Below are 16188 nucleotides of genomic sequence, written 5' to 3' on the forward strand. Positions count from 1 at the left end.
GCGTGAAGAAAACGCGTCAAAACAAGAATCTGGAGCTTCGGTTCTGATTCAATCAGAACCTAAAATGTCTAGCCTGCGCCGTGCTGCCGCAGTTCCGCTGTGAGCTAATCGATCGCGGTGCGCGAGCGGCGGTGGCTGCTCTGAAGCTCGGGATAGCCGGTCAGCATCAGCTTGTCGGCGCGCACGCCCCAGCTCTCCAGGCGGTCGAGGAAGCTCATGCCGAGCAGGTTGGTCTTCATCTGACCGCGCTGGACGACGAGGGCCGGCACCGATTTCTCGACGAGATGACCGACGGAAACACGGTCGAGCGTGAGACGGGCCGCTTTGGTATGGCCGCCCGCGGTTTCGAGGTCGACATCGTATTCGAGCATCTCGAGCGGCAATCCGATGGCTTTCGCGGTTTCCCAGGTCAGCACCACCGAGGTCGCACCCGTATCGATTACCATCGGTGCCGCGACACCGTTGATCTTCGCACGCAGCGCGAATTCGCCGCCTTGGCCGCGCGGAATCTGCACGGCGGGAGCAGGCGCCACCGTCTGCGCCCGGAAGATGTGCGAGACCTTGTGGCCGGCGCGCGCGATTTGCTCGGGATCGCCATAGGCGACGACCGCGCCTGCCGTGCCGGCGAGCATGACGAAAACGAGCAGGAAGCGGATCATTGCGCGCCTCCCAAGGCGCGCAGGCCGGTCAGGAGCGCTTCGGCGATGGCGCGATCGGCTCCAGTCCGGCTTCCGTCATGCGTGCCGGCAACAGGGTCATGAGCGGGAGCCGTTCCGCGCTGTCCATGGCGTGCCAGCGCGCGATCTCGGGCAAGGTCCGGCCGCAGCCGAAGCACAGCTTGGTCCTGGGATCGATCATGCAGACGGCGACGCACGGCGTTTCTTTGCTCATTCGGACATAGTGGGGGATTGTCGGGCATGTCTGCAAGCATCTGGTTAAGAGCCCGTGCCTGCGCTCATGATCGGCTTATGACGCGGCCGGCGCTTCTCGTCGGGCAGTACGGAACTTTCCGGCTGGAGCGGTGGAGAATCATCGGACAACGGCGCAAGCGCGCTCATCACGCGCTCCGGCGGGAAGGTGACGATCACCTCGGTGCCGATGCGCAGCTTCGATTTCAGCGTGAACGTGCCGCCATGCAGGTCGATCAGATTCTTGGCGATCGGCAGGCCGAGACCGGCGCCCTGTTCGGCCGATTTGATCGAGTTGGACCCCTGGCCGAAAGAGGCGAGCACGACAGGGATTTCGTCCTCGGGAATGCCGGAGCCGGTATCCTTCACCGAGAGATATTGCCCGCCCGAAGCAGTCCAGCCGGCCTTGAGCCAGATCTCGCCGCCCTGCGGGGTGAACTTGATCGAGTTGGAAATCAGGTTGAGCACGACCTGACGGATCGCGCGCTCGTCGGCCCAGAGCCGCGGCATGGCCTGCTCGAACACTTCGTGGATGGTGATGCCGCGACTGGAGGCACGCAGCTTCATCAGATGATGGCAGTCGGCGACGATACCGACCAGCGACACCGCCTCCTCGTTGAGCTCGTAGCGGCCGGCCTCGATCCGCGACAGGTCGAGGATCTCGTTGATCAGGTTGAGGAGGTGGACGCCCGAATTGTGGATGTCGGCGGAATATTCCTTGTACACCGGCACGGCATGCGCGCCGAAGATCTCGCTTTTCATCACCTCGGAGAAGCCGAGGATCGCGTTGAGCGGGGTGCGCAGCTCGTGGCTCATCTGCGCGAGGAAGCGCGACTTGGCGACGTTGGCGGATTCGGCGCGGTGGCGGGCCTCATCCGAGATCGCCTTGGCCTGTTCGAGCTCGCCGATCAGCGCGTCCTTTTCGGCGCGCGCCTCCAGCGTGGCGAAGGTGGAGGAGTGCAGCCGATGCGCCAGCAGCACGAAATAGCCTTCGGCGGCGAGCGCCAGCGCGGCCAGGATGTAATTGTCCAGCGAGCCCGTTATCGCGAAGCTCAGCGCCATGGCGACCGCGACCGGCGCGGTGGCGGCAAGCGCTGCGATCGGCAGGTTGGCGGCAAGCATGCTCGATACTGCGATCACCAGCAGCATCAGGAACATCATCAGCGTTTCCGTGACCATGTCGAGCACGGGATGGATCAGGATCGCCATCCAACACAAGCCGTAGAGCAGGTCGAGCACGACGAAGCGTGTCCGCCACGCCCGGGTCGCCGTGGGCGAGGCGGGCTCGGTGAGGAAGCGCCGGCAACTACGGATCATGGCGCCGTGGATGCAGAGCATGCCGGCAGTCCAGGCAGCAGCCGGGATTGGCTGCATCCACAGGCCGAACAGCACGCCGGTCGCCACCACCAGCAGCATCACGACATAGGACGCCGACAGCCGCGTCTGGGCGTATTGGCGCAGCATCTCGGCGTCGAAGGCCGGCCGGGTTCCGCTGGTCGACGTTAACTTGTCGCGCGCCTCGCGCACCCGCTGCGCCGCAGCCCTTCGGCTGCTCGCCGATGGAGCGCTCACCGGCTCGGCCGGAAGCTGCACAACCTCAGGCTTTTCAGCGGGGTTACTCATCAAGCAACACGATTCCTGCCCGCGCCGGACGCGGGCCTTCTGCATTGTCTATCTCTGGCAAGAAATCCTTAAGAGGTGACTTAAGGAGCTAAAGAATTACGTTAACCCGGCGTTAATTTGGACCTCGCCGGTTCCGTTCAATGCAACGCCGCGTGCTGCGCGATGTAGACCATCGCTCCCGCCAGATAGCCCACGAGCGCGGGGCCTGCGATGCGGCGGGCGTACCAGAAGAACTCGATCTTCTCGAGGCCCATGGCGGCGACGCCCGCCGCCGAGCCGATGATCAGGATCGAGCCGCCGGTGCCGGCGCAATAGGCGATGAACTCCCAGATGAAGCTGTCCGGGGGGTACTGCACCAGATTGTACATGCCCATCGTGGCCGCGACGAGCGGCACGTTGTCGATGATGGCGCTCAAGAGACCGAGCAGGATGACGATGATGTCGAGGCGACCGACCGTGGCGTCGAGCCATTTCGCCAGCAGCTCGAGGACGCGGGCGTGCTCCAGGCAGGCGACGGCCATGAGGATGCCGACGAAGAACACGATCGAGCTCATGTCGATGCGCGTCAGCGCATGGACGAGGGTGAGGGGACGGCGCACATCCTCGTCCTTGTGGCGGTGGACGATCTCGCCGACCAGCCAGAGGATGCCCAGCCCGAACAGGATACCCATGAAGGGCGCAAGGTGCGTCACGGCCTTGAAAACCGGAACGGCAACCAAGGTACCGAGACCGAGATAGAACATCAAATTGCGCTCGAACAGCTCAACCCTGAGAGCCTGCGCTTGTCGCTGTAGCGGCGGGACGATGTCCTTGCCCTTGAGCGAATAGCCGATGATGAGCAGCGGTATCAGCAGGTTGAGCAGTGACGGCAGGAACACCGACTTCATGATGCTGACGGGAGTGATCTGACCTCCGATCCAGAGCATGGTCGTGGTGACGTCGCCGATCACGGTCCAGGCACCGCCGGCATTGGCGGCAATCACGATGATGGACGCAAACAGCAGGCGATCGCTCTTGTTGCCGATCAGCTTCTGGATCAGCGAGATCATCACGATGGTGGTCGTCAGATTGTCGAGGATTGCGCTCAGGAAGAACGTCACGAAGCCGATGATCCACATCAGCGTAGTCTGCTTCGTGGTGCGGATGATCGAGGTGATGACTTCGAAGCCGTTGTGGGCGTCGATCACCTCGACGATCGTCATGGCGCCGATCAGGAAGAAGACGATCTGCGCGGTCGAGGCGACAGATTCGTCGAGCTGGTGGTTGACGAGCGAGGCGTCGCCGACGGACAGCGCGTAGATGGTCCAGAGCAGGCCCGCTCCCAGCAGAGCCGAGGCGCTCTTGTTGACGCCGAGCGGATGTTCAAGCGCGATGGCAGCATACGCAACGATGAAAACGGCGGCTATCACGCTCAGCAAGTCAGTCCCCCCGGAATTCGTTCTCGGCTCAATGCGCTTGTCAGGCCTTCGCGGCGCCGGCGCGGCGTCAAGGCCCGTGTCGGTCGCCGCTGCCCGGCAGCGACCGTCTCGCACTCTTCAGCGTTGCAGGCGCGCGAGCAGGCTCGACGTGTCCCAGCGCTTGCCGCCCATCTTCTCGACCTCGGAATAGAACTGATCGACCAGTGCGGTGACGGGCAGGTTGGCGCCGTTGCGGCGGGCTTCAGCCAGCGAGATCGAGAGGTCCTTGCGCATCCATTCGACCGCGAAGCCGAAATCGTACTTGCCCTCGTTCATGGTCTTGTAGCGATTCTCCATCTGCCAGGACTGCGCGGCTCCTTTCGAGATGGTCTCGATCACTGCGGCGACGTCAAGGCCGCTCTTCTTGGCGAAATGGATGCCCTCCGAGAGACCCTGCACCAGACCGGCGATGCAGATCTGGTTGACCATCTTGGTCAGCTGGCCGCTTCCGGCGGGCCCGAGCAGCTTGCACATCCGCGCATAGGCGCCCGTGATGATCGGCTCGGCGCCGGAATAGGCATCCTGCGTGCCGCCGCACATCACCGTCAGAACGCCGTTCTCGGCGCCGGCCTGGCCGCCGGAGACCGGCGCATCGACGAATTTGAAGCCGGCCTTGGTGGCGGCTGCGTCCAGCTCACGGGCGACCTCGGCGGAGGCGGTGGTGTGGTCGACGAAGGTCGCCCCCTTTTTCATGCCGGCGAAGGCTGCGTCGGCGCCGATCGTGACCGCGCGCAGATCGTTGTCGTTGCCGACGCAGCACATCACGAAATCCTGACCTTCGGCGGCGGCCTTCGGGGTTGGTGCGGTCTTGCCGCCGAACTTGTCGGCCCATTCCTTCGCCTTGGCCGCGGTGCGGTTGTAGACGGTGACCTCATGGCCCCCTTTTTTCACGAGGTGTCCGGCCATGGGGAAGCCCATCACGCCGAGACCGAGGAAAGCGACTTTAGCCATGTGTGGTACCTTGTCCGTAGTTTTGAGTTTTACGGTTGTAGCCGGGAGGGCGCCGGGCGGCGTCCTCGAAGTTCCGCTGCGAGGGCGGACCGGAGGCGCACCATAAACCGTTAAGCCGGGAGGGCAACGGCTTCGTTTGGCGGCCCCCTGTGCTAGGATGGCGGGACCTAAGGACTTCGAAAAAGGGAGCGAGAGCATGGGCGGTGTGAGCGTTGGCGTCCTCGATCATTTCAACATCCGGACCCGGAATCTGGCCGAGACCGTCCGCTTCTACGAGGACGTGCTGGGCCTGGAAAAAGGCGCCCGGCCAAATTTCGCCTTCCCCGGCGCCTGGATGTACAGCGAGGGCAAGGCGGTGGTGCACCTCGTCGATATTTCTGCGACGGCCGAGGCACAAAAGCCGGATTCCGGCGTCGTCCATCATGTCGCCTTTGTCAGTCGCGGCTTCGATGGCATGAAGCAGCGGCTGGCGTCCAAGGGGATAAAGTTCGACTCCCGCCAGGTGCCTGGCGGCGACCTCTGGCAGATCTTTGTTCACGATCCCAACGGGGTCATGATCGAGCTGAATTACGAGGCCGCCAGGGAGCAGGGGGCCGCGCCCGCCGAGATGGCTGACGATATCGGCAGGCAGTAGCCTTTTGGGCGTTTCCGCTCTAATGGGGCATCCTAAAGTCTCGAGCCTGACCTTGCTGAAGAGCCGCTCCACGCGTTGCGCAGGGGCGGCCCGCCGGGTCCGGATCAGGCTCCGTTCAGGAGATGCACTTTGAGCGTGACGCAGCAACAAGTTCTCGAAAGCCTCGCCAGGATCAAGTCACCCCGCGGGGTCGCGCTCACCAATGCCAATGTGCTGAGCGCGATCAGCGCCTCCGACGGCAAGGTGTTCTTCTCGATCAATGTCGATGCCGCCGAGGCCAGGGCCTGGGAATCCATCCGGGCCGAGGCCGAGGCCACGGTGCGCACCATCCCCGGCGTCACCACCGTCATGGTGGCGCTGACCGCCGAGCGCAAGCCGGGCTCCGCACCACCGCCGCCTCCGCAGCTGAGCCGCGGCGCTCCCGGGGTGCAGCCGGTCCACGCCCACAAGCCGCCACAGGGCGGCGGATCCCCCATGGCGCGGCAGTCGGAGATCCCGGGCGTCGCCGCCGTGATCGCGGTCGCCTCCGGCAAGGGAGGCGTCGGCAAGTCGACCACCGCGCTCAACCTGGCGCTGGGCCTGCGCGACCTCGGCCTCAAGGTCGGGCTGCTCGATGCCGACATCTACGGCCCCTCGGTGCCGCGCCTGACGGGCCTACGGGACAAGCCGGAGCTGAACGACGAGCGCAAGATGATTCCGCTGCGGCGCTTCGGCCTCGCCATCATGTCGATCGGCTTCCTGGTCGAGGAGGAGACCGCGATGATCTGGCGCGGTCCCATGGTGATGTCGGCGGTGACGCAGATGCTGCGCGACGTCGAATGGGGCAAGCTCGACGTGCTGGTCGTCGACATGCCGCCGGGGACGGGCGATGCCCAGCTCACCCTGGCGCAGAACGTGCCGCTCAAGGGCGCGGTGATCGTCTCGACCCCGCAGGACCTGTCCCTGATCGATGCGCGGCGGGGACTTGCCATGTTCAAGAAGGTCAACGTGCCCGTGCTCGGCATCGTCGAGAACATGAGCTATTTTCAGTGCCCGCATTGCGGCACGCGGTCGGACATTTTCGGCCATGGCGGGGCGCGGCACGAGGCCGAGAAGCTCGGGGTGCCGTTCCTCGGCGAGATCCCGCTGCACATGGCGATTCGCGCCACCTCGGATGCCGGCAATCCCGTCGTCGACAGCGAGCCGGACGGTCCCCATGCGGCGATCTACCGCGCCATTGCAGGGCAGGTCCGGGACCAACTCAAGGGGGTCATCGCGGCGGCCTGAGGCGGCCGCCCGCGGCACGCCTGCTCGTTCTCTGGGGGGACATGCGACTTTCGTAGAGCCCCATCATGCCATTGTCGCGTTCCGAAACCGGGCCTTCCGTGTTAAAGGCCGACCGCAGTCAAGCCCCTTCGGTTCGACGCGCCCCTGGCGCGTCTCCGGAATCAGCGGCGGCACAAAGAGAAGTTTAAGGGGAAACGCCCCAGCAAGGAGAGACCTGAAGATGAAGCGTCGTGATTTTCTGAAAGTGTCGGCAGCAGGCGCGGCGGCGACCGCAGTGGCCTCGCCGGCGATCGCGCAGTCCTCGCCCGAGATCAAGTGGCGCCTGACTTCGAGCTTCCCGAAGTCGCTGGACACCATCTATGGCGGCGCCGAGCAGCTGGCGAAGTACGTCGCCGAGATGACCGACAACAAATTCCAGATCCAGGTGTTCGCCGGCGGCGAGATCGTTCCGGCCCTTCAGGCGCTCGATGCGACCTCCAACGGCACCGTCGAGATGTGCCACACCGTGTCATACTACTATGTCGGCAAGGACCCGACCTGGGCGATCTACGCCTCGGTGCCGTTCGGCCTCAACGCGCGGCAGCAGAACTCCTGGTGGTATCAGGGCGGCGGCATGGAGCTCGGCAACGAGTTCTTCAAAAAGTCGAACGTGATCGGCTTCCCCTGCGGCAATACCGGCACCCAGATGGGCGGCTGGTTCCGCAAGGAGATCAAGACCGTCGCCGACCTCTCCGGCCTCAAGATGCGCATCGGCGGCATCGCCGGTCAGGTGCTTCAGAAGGTCGGCGTGGTGCCGCAGCAGCTCGCCGGCGGCGACATCTATCCGGCGCTGGAAAAGGGCACCATCGACGCCGCCGAGTGGGTCGGTCCCTACGATGACGAGAAGCTCGGCTTTGCCAAGGTCGCCAAGTACTACTACTACCCGGGCTTCTGGGAAGGTGGTCCGACCGTCCACGCCTTCGCCAATCTGGAGAAGTGGAATTCGCTGCCGAAGAACTATCAGGCGATCCTCACCAACGCGACGGCCAACGCCAACACCTGGATGGCGGCGCGCTACGACTTGCAGAACCCGGCGGCCTTGAAGCGCCTGGTCGCCGGCGGCACCCAGCTTCGTCCCTTCACCAACGAGGTGCTGGAAGCCTGCCTCAAGGCGACCAACGAGCTTTGGGCGGATATCTCGGCCAAGAACGCCGACTTCAAGAAGTCGATCGACGCGATGCAGGCCTACCGCTCCGACGAATATCTGTGGTGGCAGGTAGCCGAATATACCTATGACAGCTTCATGATCCGCTCGCGCACGCGCGGCTGATCGCCTCGTCCGAAAGTCGCAAAACCGGAAAGCCCGGCCTCCACGGAGGCCGGGCTTTTTCTTTGCCGCAGTGCGATCGGGATGGAATTAGGCCGCGGCTTGCGTCATGGTGGTGTCAAGCCTCGGCAAGAAGGCTCACAATCACTGGTACATCAGGGCAGGAAATCATGAAGAGAAGAGACTTCATCAAGGTCACAGGACTTGGTGCGGCCGGCGCCGCCACGCTCGCGGCTCCCGCGATCGCGCAGTCGATGCCGGAAATCAAATGGCGCATGCCGACGAGCTGGCCGAAATCGCTCGACACGCTGTTTGGCGGCGCCGAGATGATGTGCAAGATGGTCGCGGAGGCGACCGACAACAAATTCCAGATCCAGATCTTCGCCGCAGGCGAGATCGTGCCGGGCCTTCAGGTGCTCGACGCCGTGCAGAACGGCACCTGCGAAATCGGCCACACCGCCTCCTACTATTATTTCGGCAAGGACCCGACCTTCACCTTCGGTTCGGCCGTGCCGTTCGGCCCCAACATGCGCATCAACCAGGCCTGGTACATGCAGGGCGGCGGGCGCGACGTGCTCAACGAGTTCTACAAGGGCTACAACGTCGTCTCGCTGCTCGCGGGCAACACCGGCTGCCAGATGGGCGGCTGGTTCAGGAAGGAGGTCAACACGCCCGACGATCTCAAGGGCATGAAATTCCGCATTGGCGGGTTCGCCGGCCGCGTGCTCCAGAAGCTCGGCGTGGTGCCGCAGCAGCTCGCCGGCGGCGACATCTATCCGGCGCTGGAGAAGGGCACCATCGACGCCGCCGAATGGGTCGGCCCCTATGACGACGAGAAGCTCGGCTTCTACAAGATCGCGCCGCACTACTACTATCCCGGCTGGTGGGAAGGCGGGCCGATGCTGCTGGCCTTCGTCAACCTCGACAAGTGGAATGCGCTGCCGAAATATTACCAGAGCGTGCTGGAGCAGGCCGGCCACTACGCCAACAACTACATGATGGCGCGCTACGACACCGCCAATCCGCTGGCGCTGAAGAAGCTGCTCGCCGGCGGCACCAAGCTGCACCCGTTCTCGCCGTCGATCATGGATGCCTGCCACAAGGCCGCCAAGGAGCTGCACGCCGAGGTCGCTGCGACCAACCCGAGCTTCAAGAAGGTGCACGACTCGCTCGCCAAGTTCACCAGCGACGGCTACGCCTGGTTCCAGGTCGCCGAGGTCGGCTACGACATCTTCATGGCGCGGCGCTCGCAGAGCTGATCGCGTCGTCTCTCGCAGGCAACGCCCCGGAGCGGAAGCTCCGGGGCGTTGTCGCATCTGGAAGGGCTCGGACCCAAAAAGCGAAAAACAACCCCATGCACAGTAGCCAACGGGTTGAGAAGTCAGCGAAGAATCTGCGGTCCCAGCGGCATTGGCGGAGAGCCGAAGCAGTGCTGTAGTTGACCTGTCGGGCAAAACAGGCGTAGGACGCAATCATCGGATTATTCGAAATCAGGTTCGTCGATGCCTGGCTGGAGATGACGATGAGCTTCGATCCCGAAGGCGTACAAAGATCGCTTCAGAAGGCATGGTCGCTGTCGACAGCAAGCCAATGGACCGCGAGCAATCCGGCGGCCGGACAATGCAACGTCACGTCGCTGCTTATTCATGAACTGTTCGGCGGCGAGCTGTTGAAGACGCCGCTGCCGGCCGGCGATCATTTTTACAATCGGATCGAAGGCAAAAGATACGACTTCACGGCAAGCCAGTTCGATCAGCCGATCGCTTATGTGGATTTGCCGGCCAGCCGAGCCGATGCGGAGCTGGGAGCAACACGCGATCAACTGGCCGCACTGAGAGCCGCTTTTCAGGAGCATTTGATGAGGTCGGGCTAACATCGATGGCCGACCTGGCCGCAGCTTGCTGACCTCCGCCGTGAACGAATTGTCGAGCTAGCCAATCTTGCTGCGAACATAGGTCTCTGCTCGCGCCAGCAGATCGTCGATCGAGCAATCGGCCGTATCGAGTACCAGATGCTCGCGATCCCACGGCTCATACGCGCGGCTCACGACATCACTCCAGGTCGGGAGCCTGAAACCGGCAATGTCGGGCGTGCGGCTTTCCACGCGTTGCCGGTGCCGTGCCGGTTCGCTGCAAACCATTTCGATCTCAACCAGGGGTGCCGAGGCCTGCAAGGCACATTGCTGCCATGCCGCGCGGCTCGCCAGCACCGGATTGACGCAGTCGGCGATAACGATCCGTCCGAGCTTGAGATTTTCAGCAGCTAGCGCGTTGGCTACGGCGTAGCCCTCCGTGCCGACAGGAAGACCTGTGTCCCGCAACGCCTGTTCGATCGCATCGATACGAAGATATGTCGCCGCAAGACGAATTGTCAGTTGGCGAGCAATCGTCGTCTTTCCAGTGCCTGGAAGGCCGCCGAACACAATGAGTGCCGAGGATGGGGTCATGATGCCCATCATGGGGCAGCGCTCCGAGGCCCGCAACGGGCCGGATGCGGCGATGTCCAACCAAACATGCGAGCGGCGGGCCCGCTGGAATCGTGGGCGGCGCCGGCTTACATGAATCTGACAGGGCCAAGGCGACCAGGGCCGCGCTTTTTCGCTGGCCGAGGCGCCCCGAATGGTGGAAGAGAGCGGAGATGCCGCGCGGGCCGTGCGGCGACCTGAGTATCCGGCGGATATGCGATGCGCCTTTTGATCGTCGAGGACAATGCCGAGCTGTCGCGGCTCGTCGCGGGCGGGCTGGCGGCGGCCGGCTACCAAAGCGACATCGTGGGCAGCGCGGCCGAAGCGCGCGAGGCGGTGAGCAGCGTCAGCTATGCTGCGATGATCCTCGACCTCGGGCTACCCGACGGCGACGGCCTGTCGGTGCTGCGCGAGCTGCGCCTCAAGATGGAGCCGTTGCCCGTGCTGGTGCTGACCGCACGTGGCGGGTTGCAGGACCGCGTCAGCGGGCTGCGTAGCGGGGCCGACGACTATCTTGTCAAGCCGTTCGCGATGGAGGAGCTGGTGGCGCGGCTGGAGGCGATCCTGCGCCGGCCGGGCCAACTGCTCGGCCGCTCGCTCAGTCTCGCCAACCTCGTCTACGACACCGAGAGCCGTCAGATCTTCGTCGACGACCAGCCGCGGATCATCTCCGCGCGCGAGACCTCGGTGCTCGAGATCCTGCTGCGCCGGCAGGGGCGGGTGGTGCCGAAGAAGAACGTCGAGGACCACATCTTCGGGCTGGACGGCGAGGTCGCCTCCAACGCGGTCGAGGTCTATGTCTCGCGGCTGCGCAAGCAGCTTGCAGAGCACGGCGCCAAGGTCGTGATCCACACCATCCGCGGCGTTGGCTATCTCATGGACGTGGAGAAATAACGTGGCCCGCATCGGGTCCTATGGCAGGTCGCCGACCTTCAAATCGCTGATCTGGCGCATCGTGTTCCTGCACATCCTCGCGGTCGCGGTGGTCGCGATCTTCCTGCCGCTGGTGCTGTTCTGGCTGCTCAATTCCGAGATCGACCAGCTGCATCGCGATGCCATGCGCGCCCAGGCTGAAGCGCTGGCGGAGCGCATCGTGGCGCAGCCGGACGGCCTTTTGACGTTCAATCTGCCCGACAGTCTCAAAGGCCTCTACTCGGACGCGTATGGCCGCTATCAGTACGACATTCGCGATGCCGATGGCCGCTTGCTGTTCTCCTCGCACCGGCGCCCCGCCGCGGCTGCACCGCGCGCGTCGGACAGCATTTCCGGTGCCACGGTCACCCGCGACATCGACGGCAAGACGGTGCGCATCCAGGTCGCCGAGGACCTCGCGCACCGCGACGTCATCATCGACGACATCGTCTCCAACTTCTTCCGGCGCGTGGGATGGATCACCATTCCGAGCCTCCTGGTCCTGCTTGCCGCCGACATCATCATCTTCCGCCGTGCGATCGCGCCACTGTGGAAGGCCTCCGAGGAGGCCAGCAATATCGGTCCGGCGCGCACCGACATCCGCCTGCCGACGGAGCAGATCCCGCGCGAGATCCTGCCGCTCGTCACCGCCGTCAACCAGGCGCTCGACCGCCTCGAAGGCGGCTTTCGGGTGCAGCGGCAGTTCACGGCGGATGCCGCGCATCAGTTGCGCACGCCGCTCGCGATCCTGCGCACGCGCATCGAGACGCTTGACGATCGTGCGGCACGGCAGGCCCTGCATGCCGACATCGAAACCATGAGCCGCCTCGTCACCCAGCTCCTGGAGATCGCCGAGCTCGACCCCCTCGTGCTCGATCCCGCCGAGACCGCGGATCTGCGCGGCGTCTGTGCCGAGGTGGTCGCCTCGATTGCCCCGTTCGCGATCGCGCAGCACAAGGACATCGCGCTGCGCGGCACCGACGCGCCGGTCAGGATCCACGGCAATTCGGAGATGCTCCAGCGCGCGATCTTCAACCTCGCCGAAAACGCCATCAAGTTCACGGCGGAGGGCACCACCGTCGACGTCGAGGTGGGCGAGGACGGTTCGGTGCGCGTGCGCGATTCCGGCCCGGGAATCGCAGAGGCCGAGCGCGAGCTGATCTTCCAGCGCTTCTGGCGCGCCGACCGCCGGCGCAGCGATGGCGCGGGACTGGGATTGTCGATCGTGCGTGCCGTGGCGGATGATCACGCCGCCACCGTCGCGGTGGAGAACCTCCCCGGCGGCGGCGCGGAGTTCACGCTGCGGTTTCGGCTGGCGGATGTGGCAAAGGCTGTTGAGAACAACTGGCGCAGCAGTGACGCTGCACCCTCTCCGCTTGTGGGAGAGGGGGGCGCGCCGCGGTAGCGGCGAGACGGGTGAGGGGCTCTCTCCGCGACTCCCACTCTCAATTGAGCGCGTGGAGAGAACCCCTCATCCGGCGCCATAGCCGAAGCTGCGCTTCGGCGTTCTTAAGAACGGCGGCCGAAGGCCGCCTATGCCATCTTCTCCCGCAAAGGAGAGAAAGAAGAGTGCGCCCCGCTATTTCAGCTTGCCGGTGGACAGGTCCATGATCATGCGCGTCGCCAGATACAGCCGCGGCACAATGCTGCCCACCTGTACATATTCGGCATCGTTGGAGTGCGCACCAAAGCCTGACAGGCCCATGCCTTCCACCACGGCCCCGCGGGACTTGAGCGCGGCAAACGCGGCGTCGGTGCCGCCGCCGGTCGCCTTCTCGTCGACCTTGAGGGACAGTCCGATCTCCCCGTAGATCGTCTTGCCGTAGGCGGCCACGCGGCGCGAGGCGTCGTTGGCCTCGAGCGGCGGGCGACGCACCTCGAACTTCAGGTCGACCTTGGAGCCAGGCAGCAGACGATTCTTGATCTTGTCCTGCAGCTCCCTCTCCAGATCGTCGAAATCGGACACCTTGAGCGCACGCGCATCGGCCTGGGCCGCGGCGTCCGCAGGGATCACGTTGCGGTTGGTTCCGGATTTGGAGACGGTCCAGTTCAGCTTCAGGCCCCGCTCGGGTTTGGACAGGTCTTTCATCTGCAGCACCTGGTGCGAGAGCTCGTACAGCGCATTCACCCCGCCGTCGGGCCTTGCGCCAGCATGCGACGACTTGCCCTGCACGCTGAGATAGGCGGAGCCGATGCCGCTGGTGGCGAGGCGCAGCGTGCCGTCCGTGCCGCCGCCTTCGAACGAGAACACCACGTCCTGATCCGAGGCGAGGCGGGTGATGGTGCTGCGCCAACCGGGCGAGGAGATCTCCTCGTCGCCATTCGTGAGCACCGTGAGCGCGCCGTAATCCCTGAAGTTCAGCTTCTGCAGCAGCGCCACCGTATGGAGAATGAGCGCGACGCCCTGCTTGTCGTCGGCAATGCCGAGGCCGTAGGCCTTGTCGCCGTCGATGCGGAACGGCTGATCCTTCAGCATGCCCTTCAGGTACACGGTGTCCATGTGGGCGATCAGCATGATCTTCGTGGCTCCGGTGCCCTTGAACACGGCGTGGACGGCGGGCCCGATCTTCTCGGGGGTGTCGTGGAGCCGATAGATATCGGTGGGGTGCAGGATCTCCACCGTGCCGCCGAGCTGCTTGAGTTGACCGGCAACGCGCTCGGCGATCTGGTTCAGGCCGTCGATGTCCTTGCTGCCGGATTCGATGCTGACGAGATCGCGCAGCGTGTCGAGCAGCGGCTGCTGCTCCTTTTGCGCCAGCATGTGGACGTCGGCGATCGGCTCGGCGTGCACCATCGTTGCGGCGCATGCCAGCCAGAGCGAGGCGATCAACGGGGCGATGAGTGATGGAGCAGGGTGCGGTCGGAGCATGAGCGGCCATCCACGAGGCTGAGGATGGCCCGATATGCCTGCGTTTCCGCAGCTTGTCACGCCCGCGATCGCGCGTCATGCGCCGCTGGCGCGGAGCATGACGGCGTGTGTCGTTCCCGCTACTTCTGCGGGGGTCCGAGATCCAGCGGCGGCAGCTCGATCTGCGGCACCTCGATCTTGATCGTGTTGGGATCGATGGTCGACTGCACGCCCTTGTAGTGCATGACCATCGCGGGGAACGCGATCACCAGACCGACCATGATGATCTGGATGACGACGAACGGCACCGCGCCCCAATAGATCTGGCCGGTGGTGACGGGTTCCATCCGCTTGCCGGTGACGCGATCGGTATAGCGTTCCTTCGGCGCGACCGACCGCAGATAGAATAGGGCGAAGCCGAACGGCGGATGCATGAACGAGGTCTGCATGTTGACACCGAGGATGACGCCGAACCAGATCAGGTCGATGCCGAGATGCTCGGCCGCAGGTCCGAGCAGCGGGATCACGATGAAGGCCAGCTCGAAGAAGTCGAGGAAGAAGGCCAGCACGAAGACGAACGCGTTGACGAAGATCAGGAAGCCGATCTGGCCGCCGGGAAGCGAGGTGAGCAGGTGCTCGACCCAGACGTGCCCGTTGACGCCGTAGAAGGTCAGCGAGAACACGCGGGCGCCGACCAGGATGAACACGACGAAAGCCGACAGCTTGGCGGTGGATTCCGTGGCTTGCCGGATCAGGTCCCAGCTCAGTCGCCGCTTGGCGGCGCCGAGGATGAGGGCGCCGGCGGCACCCATCGCGCCGCCTTCGGTCGGCGTCGCGATGCCGATGAAGATCGTGCCCAGCACCAGGAAGATCAGGAACAGCGGCGGCACCATGACGAAGGTGGTCTGCTGCGCCATCTTGGACAGGAAGCGGAAGCCGGTGAGCTTGTCGATGACCCAGTTCACCACGGCGACGGCGAAGGCGAAGATGATGCCGTAGAACATGCTCAGCACGACGTAATCGGCGCCGTGCACGCTCGAATTGCGCATCATGAACCAGCCGAACACGCAGCTGGCGAGGAACAGCACGCCGAGCGAACCGAGGCCGCGGCTGCCGCTGTCTTCGCGGAAGCCGATGGCCTCCTTCGGCAGGCCGGGCGTCGCCGCCGGGAAGATCATGCTGACGAGGAAGGCGTAGGCGGCGTAGAGGCCGGCGAGCACGAGGCCCGGGATGAAGGCGCCCTCGTACATGTCGCCGACGGACTTGCCGAGCTGGTCGGCCATCACGATCAGGACGAGCGAGGGCGGAATGATCTGCGCGAGCGTGCCGGATGCGGCGATGACGCCGGATGCCACGCGGCGGTCATAGCCGTAGCGCAGCATGATCGGCAGCGAGATCAGGCCCATCGAGATCACAGAGGCCGCGACCACGCCCGTCGTCGCGGCAAGCAGCGCGCCGACGAAGATCACGGCATAGGCAAGACCGCCGCGGATGGTCCCGAACAACTGGCCGATGGTGTCGAGCAGGTCTTCGGCCATGCCCGACCGCTCCAGCACCAACCCCATGAAGGTGAAGAAGGGAATTGCAAGCAGCGTGTCGTTGTTCATCACGCCGTAGACTCGCTCCGGAAGGGCCTGGAGGAAGTCCGGGCGGAATTCGCCGAGCTCGATGCCGATGATGGCATAGAACAGGCCGACGGCGCCGAGCGAGAATGCCGCCGGGTAGCCAAGCAACAGCATGACGACCAGCGACGCGAACATGATGGGCGCCAGATTGGCGATGATGAATGCAGTCATGATTCCCCCTAAACCGTCGCCAA

15 protein-coding genes are annotated in these 16188 nt (G+C 64.4%); 7 read left to right on the top strand and 8 right to left on the bottom strand.

What is annotated here, in order from left to right; translation table 11 throughout:
* Positions 1 to 104: 104 nt before the first annotated feature.
* The 5 genes from X268_RS10920 to X268_RS10940 form a co-directional block, all read right to left on the bottom strand.
* A complete protein-coding gene (locus X268_RS10920; protein WP_128924956.1) occupies positions 105 to 659 on the bottom strand; it encodes a TIGR02281 family clan AA aspartic protease in 555 nt (184 codons plus the stop codon).
* Between the two features lie 28 nt (positions 660 to 687).
* On the bottom strand, positions 688 to 891 hold the full coding sequence (locus tag X268_RS10925) for a DUF1289 domain-containing protein (RefSeq protein WP_128924957.1): 204 nt from the start codon (positions 889 to 891) through the stop codon (positions 688 to 690).
* 44 nt (positions 892 to 935) lie between these two features.
* Positions 936 to 2531: a sensor histidine kinase gene (locus X268_RS10930; RefSeq protein ID WP_164937659.1), complete on the bottom strand. Its 1596-nt coding sequence runs from the start codon at positions 2529 to 2531 to the stop codon at positions 936 to 938.
* A 137-nt stretch (positions 2532 to 2668) separates the two neighbouring features.
* A complete protein-coding gene (gene nhaD, locus X268_RS10935; RefSeq protein WP_128924959.1) occupies positions 2669 to 3949 on the bottom strand; it encodes a sodium:proton antiporter NhaD in 1281 nt (426 codons plus the stop codon).
* Positions 3950 to 4066: 117 nt separating this feature from the next.
* Positions 4067 to 4939, bottom strand: coding sequence for an NAD(P)-dependent oxidoreductase (locus X268_RS10940; RefSeq protein ID WP_128924960.1), 873 nt, complete (start codon positions 4937 to 4939; stop codon positions 4067 to 4069).
* Positions 4940 to 5135: 196 nt separating this feature from the next.
* Here X268_RS10940 and X268_RS10945 point away from each other — a divergent pair, with 196 nt between their 5' ends.
* From X268_RS10945 to X268_RS10965, 5 genes are all read left to right on the top strand, one after another.
* The gene (locus tag X268_RS10945; protein ID WP_128924961.1) at positions 5136 to 5573 is read left to right on the top strand and encodes a VOC family protein; all 438 of its coding nucleotides are present in this window, start codon (positions 5136 to 5138) and stop codon (positions 5571 to 5573) included.
* Positions 5574 to 5702: 129 nt separating this feature from the next.
* Positions 5703 to 6839, top strand: a complete 1137-nt coding sequence (locus X268_RS10950; protein WP_128924962.1) for an Mrp/NBP35 family ATP-binding protein — start codon at positions 5703 to 5705, stop codon at positions 6837 to 6839.
* 220 nt (positions 6840 to 7059) lie between these two features.
* On the top strand, positions 7060 to 8148 hold the full coding sequence (locus X268_RS10955) for a TRAP transporter substrate-binding protein (RefSeq protein ID WP_128924963.1): 1089 nt from the start codon (positions 7060 to 7062) through the stop codon (positions 8146 to 8148).
* 167 nt (positions 8149 to 8315) lie between these two features.
* Entirely contained in the window at positions 8316 to 9404 is a 1089-nt protein-coding gene (locus X268_RS10960; RefSeq protein ID WP_128924964.1) for a TRAP transporter substrate-binding protein, read from the top strand.
* A 263-nt stretch (positions 9405 to 9667) separates the two neighbouring features.
* Positions 9668 to 10018, top strand: coding sequence for a YunG family protein (locus X268_RS10965; protein WP_128924965.1), 351 nt, complete (start codon positions 9668 to 9670; stop codon positions 10016 to 10018).
* Between the two features lie 57 nt (positions 10019 to 10075).
* Here X268_RS10965 and X268_RS10970 read toward each other — a convergent pair whose 3' ends face one another.
* The gene (locus tag X268_RS10970; protein ID WP_245477852.1) at positions 10076 to 10603 is read right to left on the bottom strand and encodes a P-loop nucleotide/nucleoside kinase family protein; all 528 of its coding nucleotides are present in this window, start codon (positions 10601 to 10603) and stop codon (positions 10076 to 10078) included.
* Between the two features lie 225 nt (positions 10604 to 10828).
* Here X268_RS10970 and X268_RS10975 point away from each other — a divergent pair, with 225 nt between their 5' ends.
* A complete protein-coding gene (locus X268_RS10975) occupies positions 10829 to 11503 on the top strand; it encodes a response regulator (RefSeq protein WP_128924966.1) in 675 nt (224 codons plus the stop codon).
* 1 nt (position 11504) lies between these two features.
* The gene (locus X268_RS10980) at positions 11505 to 12926 is read left to right on the top strand and encodes a sensor histidine kinase (protein ID WP_128924967.1); all 1422 of its coding nucleotides are present in this window, start codon (positions 11505 to 11507) and stop codon (positions 12924 to 12926) included.
* 174 nt (positions 12927 to 13100) lie between these two features.
* On the opposite strand, the gene X268_RS10985 is transcribed toward X268_RS10980, so the two are convergent.
* The gene (locus X268_RS10985) at positions 13101 to 14390 is read right to left on the bottom strand and encodes a M20/M25/M40 family metallo-hydrolase (RefSeq protein WP_164937660.1); all 1290 of its coding nucleotides are present in this window, start codon (positions 14388 to 14390) and stop codon (positions 13101 to 13103) included.
* Between the two features lie 119 nt (positions 14391 to 14509).
* Positions 14510 to 16165, bottom strand: a complete 1656-nt coding sequence (locus tag X268_RS10990; protein ID WP_128924969.1) for a TRAP transporter large permease — start codon at positions 16163 to 16165, stop codon at positions 14510 to 14512.
* Between the last annotated feature and the right edge of the window lie 23 nt (positions 16166 to 16188).

The organism is Bradyrhizobium guangxiense, assembly GCF_004114915.1.
GTDB lineage: Bacteria > Pseudomonadota > Alphaproteobacteria > Rhizobiales > Xanthobacteraceae > Bradyrhizobium > Bradyrhizobium guangxiense.

Coding starts and splice junctions, on each gene's coding strand:
- X268_RS10945 (WP_128924961.1), top strand. CDS start 5,136: ATGGGCGGTGTGAGCGTTGGCGTCCTCGATCATTTCAACATCCGGACC.
- X268_RS10940 (WP_128924960.1), bottom strand. CDS start 4,939: ATGGCTAAAGTCGCTTTCCTCGGTCTCGGCGTGATGGGCTTCCCCATG.
- X268_RS10990 (WP_128924969.1), bottom strand. CDS start 16,165: ATGACTGCATTCATCATCGCCAATCTGGCGCCCATCATGTTCGCGTCG.
- X268_RS10960 (WP_128924964.1), top strand. CDS start 8,316: ATGAAGAGAAGAGACTTCATCAAGGTCACAGGACTTGGTGCGGCCGGC.
- X268_RS10965 (WP_128924965.1), top strand. CDS start 9,668: ATGAGCTTCGATCCCGAAGGCGTACAAAGATCGCTTCAGAAGGCATGG.
- X268_RS10975 (WP_128924966.1), top strand. CDS start 10,829: ATGCGCCTTTTGATCGTCGAGGACAATGCCGAGCTGTCGCGGCTCGTC.
- X268_RS10970 (WP_245477852.1), bottom strand. CDS start 10,603: ATGATGGGCATCATGACCCCATCCTCGGCACTCATTGTGTTCGGCGGC.
- X268_RS10925 (WP_128924957.1), bottom strand. CDS start 891: ATGAGCAAAGAAACGCCGTGCGTCGCCGTCTGCATGATCGATCCCAGG.
- X268_RS10955 (WP_128924963.1), top strand. CDS start 7,060: ATGAAGCGTCGTGATTTTCTGAAAGTGTCGGCAGCAGGCGCGGCGGCG.
- X268_RS10930 (WP_164937659.1), bottom strand. CDS start 2,531: ATGAGTAACCCCGCTGAAAAGCCTGAGGTTGTGCAGCTTCCGGCCGAG.
- X268_RS10920 (WP_128924956.1), bottom strand. CDS start 659: ATGATCCGCTTCCTGCTCGTTTTCGTCATGCTCGCCGGCACGGCAGGC.
- X268_RS10985 (WP_164937660.1), bottom strand. CDS start 14,390: ATGCTCCGACCGCACCCTGCTCCATCACTCATCGCCCCGTTGATCGCC.